The organism is Streptomyces sp. NPDC127197, from assembly GCF_042672405.1.
GTDB lineage: Bacteria > Actinomycetota > Actinomycetes > Streptomycetales > Streptomycetaceae > Streptomyces > Streptomyces flavusporus.
On the sequence record NZ_JBHXVG010000109.1, the window covers coordinates 1 to 3934 of the forward strand.

7 protein-coding genes and 1 pseudogene are annotated in these 3934 nt (G+C 68.2%); 7 read left to right on the forward strand and 1 reads right to left on the reverse strand.

The window, feature by feature from the left end; genetic code table 11:
* Window positions 1-346: 346 nt before the first annotated feature.
* Entirely contained in the window at window positions 347-736 is a 390-nt protein-coding gene (locus ACFVJQ_RS45535) for a hypothetical protein (protein ID WP_385791852.1), read from the forward strand.
* A 63-nt stretch (window positions 737-799) separates the two neighbouring features.
* A pseudogene (locus ACFVJQ_RS45540) lies at window positions 800-935 on the forward strand (YbaK/EbsC family protein); the annotation flags it as partial.
* A 500-nt stretch (window positions 936-1435) separates the two neighbouring features.
* On the opposite strand, the gene ACFVJQ_RS45545 reads toward ACFVJQ_RS45540, so the two are convergent.
* Window positions 1436-2035, reverse strand: coding sequence for a hypothetical protein (locus ACFVJQ_RS45545; protein WP_385518513.1), 600 nt, complete (start codon window positions 2033-2035; stop codon window positions 1436-1438).
* On the opposite strand from ACFVJQ_RS45545, the gene ACFVJQ_RS45550 reads away from it, so the two are divergent.
* The 5 genes from ACFVJQ_RS45550 to ACFVJQ_RS45570 form a co-directional block, all read left to right on the forward strand.
* Window positions 2016-2189: a hypothetical protein gene (locus ACFVJQ_RS45550; RefSeq protein ID WP_385518516.1), complete on the forward strand. Its 174-nt coding sequence runs from the start codon at window positions 2016-2018 to the stop codon at window positions 2187-2189. The two genes, ACFVJQ_RS45545 and ACFVJQ_RS45550, sit on opposite strands and share 20 nt — an antisense overlap.
* Entirely contained in the window at window positions 2190-2387 is a 198-nt protein-coding gene (locus tag ACFVJQ_RS45555) for a hypothetical protein (RefSeq protein ID WP_385518519.1), read from the forward strand.
* Window positions 2384-2560, forward strand: coding sequence for a hypothetical protein (locus tag ACFVJQ_RS45560; RefSeq protein ID WP_385518522.1), 177 nt, complete (start codon window positions 2384-2386; stop codon window positions 2558-2560). Before ACFVJQ_RS45555 ends, ACFVJQ_RS45560 begins: the two co-directional genes overlap by 4 nt.
* Window positions 2561-2828: 268 nt before the next feature.
* Complete coding sequence (locus ACFVJQ_RS45565) at window positions 2829-3485, forward strand: transposase (protein ID WP_385791855.1); 657 nt, start codon at window positions 2829-2831, stop codon at window positions 3483-3485.
* Between the two features lie 38 nt (window positions 3486-3523).
* Window positions 3524-3934, forward strand: a 411-nt coding sequence (locus tag ACFVJQ_RS45570) for an IS5 family transposase (protein WP_385518528.1), incomplete at its 3' end; no start/stop codon positions are given.

The following is a 3934-nucleotide window of genomic DNA, read 5'->3' on the forward strand; positions in this document are numbered from 1 at the left end:
CAGCGCGGCCAGCGTGCCGCCGCCGGCGTTGGCCGCGACCAGCTGCTCCAGGGCGTGCCCGTACTCGTCGTGGAGCTCGCGTACCTCGATGCCGGTCAGTTACCTGATCAAAACCTCGGCCAGCTCCAGCTCCCGGTCTCTGACCGGTGCTGAGGGGGCGATGTCGCCCGGGTCACGCAGCTCGTCCGCCGCCCGGGCCGTCACCGCTGGATACTGTGCGGTTGGTGAAGATTCCCGGTAAAAACCCGTGGTCAGAGCGCTACGGTTGCGCACTCGTTCTAATATCTCGTGACGCTCAACAACCTGTCGACGCACGGCACTTCACGCGCAACCAGAGAGGAATGACATGTCCAGTAAGAGGAGGCTTGTTGCCCGCATGGGCGTCGTAGCTGCGCTCACCGCCACGCTGCCCCTCGCAGCCGCCACCGCTGCGTACGCCGGGACGGACGAGCGCATCACAGTCGAGGGGGGCACGGTGACCTTCACCCACGAGGGCGACTACATCGACGCCTACGATCTGAAAGCAGAAGGCTACTGCATGACGGCCGAACTGTATATCAACGACTTCCACCAACACAGCGTCACGGCCTGCGGGTACAACACCTACAAGTACAAGAGCCTCTCGACGCTCAACGAAGGCACGCCGGTGTACCTCCGGGCGTGCTACACCAACATGAACAGCGACGGGTCCTACACCCGAGCACAGTGCAGCGGCTGGCAGGGCGCACACTCCTGACCCTCGATTCTTGATCCGGGCGGCGTCCATCCCCGATTCGCCGAGGCTCTGCGCGAGCTCTGAATCGAGGTCCCCGTACGCCGTTTCCCGGACGCGCCCCGCATCGCGGCGCAGGCGGCCGAGGCCATCGGCTGCGATGTCAGCGAGATCGTGAAGTCGCTGATCCTAGGCGGACGGCCGGCCGGTACTGGGGCTGATGCGCTCGTGGCTCTGGTCGTGTGCCTCGCGCTCGTAATGCCCCTGTTCCTGTGTGCCGCGGGGGCCTACGTCGTCTGGCAGCACCCGGGGCAAGTGGCCCTCTCGTGACGGCACTCATCCTGGCCGCGCTCGCGGAGGTCGTGGGAGCGGCTGGGGCGGGTGGCCGCCGTGCTGGCCTTCCTGCGCAGCAGGTGACGCGAGCAGGCCGGGGGCGTCGGTCCGGCGCCGCACGACGGGCACGTCCAGGCCGGTGCCCCAGTCGGCCCACGCATCTCCAGCGGCACTCCCCCACTCCCGTTCACGGCGGGCGGCTTCTGCGGCGCGGCGATCCTCCTCGCGGGCGTGGTAGTCGTCTCGGGTTTTGGGTGGGCGAGTGCGTCGGCGAGCGGCTGCAGTGCGGTGGGCGACCCGCTGCCACACATCACCGTGCGCAGTCTCCTCACACTTGCCCGGTGTTGTCGTCCCCTCGTGGTCTCATCGGCTGGTGGTCTCGCCCGTCTGTTAGTGCACCGGCGGTTCGGCGGGGCGAGGGCGTGAGGTGGCCTGGTTGGTGCCACGCAGGCGGGTCCGTGTAAGCAGAGGCTGGCGTGCGGGAAGTTCACGTGGTGCGTCAGGTCGGTCCCCGGCCGCGTCAAGGAGAGCGCTGACTCGTCGTGCGAAGTCCGGGCCGGGCATCGGCAGGTCCATTTCGGGCTGGCGGAGATAGCCGGCGGCGACCGCGGTGGGAACGTAGGCCATGAGCTCGGTGACCACGGCAGACTGTTGGCGGGCGGTGGACTTCGCGAGGTGGCGCAGTACGCGAAGCATCGTGGTGGTGGGCGCGTCGGTGACCTGTCTGCCCGCTGCGTGCCGGGACCGTGGCGGTGCCGGCTTCGGCTCTGCCGGCCGGCCAAATCGGTCGTCGGGTGGATGGACGTGGTCGGCCTGTCGGTGCCACCAGTCCGCGGCTTCTTTCTCGCCCAGGGCCAGGTGGTGGAGGTGGAGGCAGTACGCGGCGGCAGCCTGACCGGCCCCTGCGGCGTACTGCCACCAGAAGCCGGCGCCGTCGTCGGTGTCCGTCAGCTGCAGGACGCAGGCGAGGATGAGGGCGCTGTGGGCCATCGGGAAGACCCAGCTCGTCCGCTACCCCTACACGAGCGGCACCGGGACGCTCGGGACCCCTGAGTCCTTCACCCTGCCGCTGAACCCCAACGGGGTGTCCCCGGCCTACGGTCACGACCTCGAGCCCGTCTACGGCGACCCCGACCGGATGTAGGTGTCGTCCAACGCGGGGATCGTCCAGTTCTCCAAGACCGGGGCCACGCCCTGCTACGTCTCATCCCGGTGGCCGACCTCCGCGACGGCGGCCGATGGGAAGACCAACCGCTGGTGCACGGACTACACCCGTGAATCGCTGGTCAACAAGGGTGGCATGGCCAAGAGCGTCGGCAACGACCCGGTCTCCGCCGAGTGATCACGACCTGCGCGGGAGATCCCACCGCCTGCCACGCGCCCGTCGCAGGTGCCGACGCCTGGACGACGCCGGCGATCACCTTCGTAGACTCCTCCGGCAGCCATGAGAAGTTCTGGCGCGAGACCAACGCCCAGTACTACCGGGCGCGCTGGATGGTACCCAGCTACAACTGACGCCGGGCTGCCGCCAGAGCCGGTGCCGGGCGGACAGGCGGCCGGGCCGAAGGGAGCCCCCGCGGGTCAGGTGGGCCTTTGATGAACCGCAGCCACAGAGGCCATAACCAGTGATCGAGGACGCCCCGACGGGGGGTGAACTCGCTGCGGAGGACGAGTCAGGGGCGCCGGAATGGACACTCGACGCGCTTGCCGAGGCCGCCCGTCGGCACGGGATCGAGGTGGGCCGGTCCCAGGTCCGCCGGATCCTGCTGGCCGAGGGCGTGCGATGGCGCCGCACCCGCTCCTGGGCGAGGTCGAAGGACCGCGATTTCGAGGGAAACGGACGCGGATCATCGGCCTTTACGCCAGCCCGCCCGACGGCGCGACGGTGGTCTGCGCCGACGAACTCGGGCCGGTGATCCCCCGCACGTTCCCGCCCGGGCCGGGCTGGTCACCGGACGGGCACCGCGTCAAAGCGGAGCTCGACTACTCCCGCGGACCGGAGAAGACCTGGGTCTACGGCGGACTCCGCGTGGCGGACGGGCAGGAGATCACGATGACCGCCCCGTCCCGCAACAGTGGCTTCTACCAGCAGTTCTTACAAATGCTGGAGGAAGCCAATCCCAGCGGGGATATCTACGTGATCACCGACGACCTGTCCTCCCACAATAGCCTCTCCACTCGGACATGGCTTGAGGCCCACCCCCGGATCAAGCACGTGTTCATCCCCGTCGGCGCGTGCTGGCTCAACCTCCAGGAGGCCTGGTGGCGGATCTTCCGCAAGGCCGCCCTGGCCGGCCAGACCTTCGTCGGCCCGGACGAGATCGCGCAGGCCACCCGACTGACCACCACCCAACTCAACACCCGTGCCAGACCCTGGATCTGGGGCAGACCCGCCCCGCCCACCCGATACCTACGACGCCGGTATGTGTACTGCCTTTGAGGAATGCAGTACTAGGGTCCGTCTTCAAAGATCATCGGATGGTGGATCATGGTCGGGTGATACGTCGCCATGAACTCACCGATCACGAGTGGGAGTTACTCGCTCCGCTGATACCGCGGGCTTCCACCGGGCGACCACGTGTGGAGGACCGACAGGTCGTCAACGGGATGGTCTACAAGATCCGGACTGGGATCTCCTGGCGAGACCTGCCGGCCCGTTACGGGCCGTGGAAGACGGTGTACACCCGCTTTCGTCGCTACGCCCTGGACGGCGTGTTCACCCGAGCTCTGCAGCAGGTCCAGGCCCGAGCGGACGCGGCCGGTGACATCGACTGGTTGGTGCAGATCGATTCCACCATCGTCCGCGCCCACCAGCATGCCGCCGCCACCGGCAGAAAAGGGGGAAGTGCCGGCAGGACGAACCGGACGATCACGCCCTCGGCCGCTCCC

Excerpts from the sequence above, each read along its gene's own strand:
- ACFVJQ_RS45535 (WP_385791852.1), top strand. The coding sequence starts at position 347 with ATGTCCAGTAAGAGGAGGCTTGTTGCCCGCATGGGCGTCGTAGCTGCG.
- ACFVJQ_RS45550 (WP_385518516.1), top strand. The coding sequence starts at position 2,016 with ATGAGGGCGCTGTGGGCCATCGGGAAGACCCAGCTCGTCCGCTACCCC.
- ACFVJQ_RS45545 (WP_385518513.1), bottom strand. The coding sequence starts at position 2,035 with ATGGCCCACAGCGCCCTCATCCTCGCCTGCGTCCTGCAGCTGACGGAC.
- ACFVJQ_RS45565 (WP_385791855.1), top strand. The coding sequence starts at position 2,829 with ATGGCGCCGCACCCGCTCCTGGGCGAGGTCGAAGGACCGCGATTTCGA.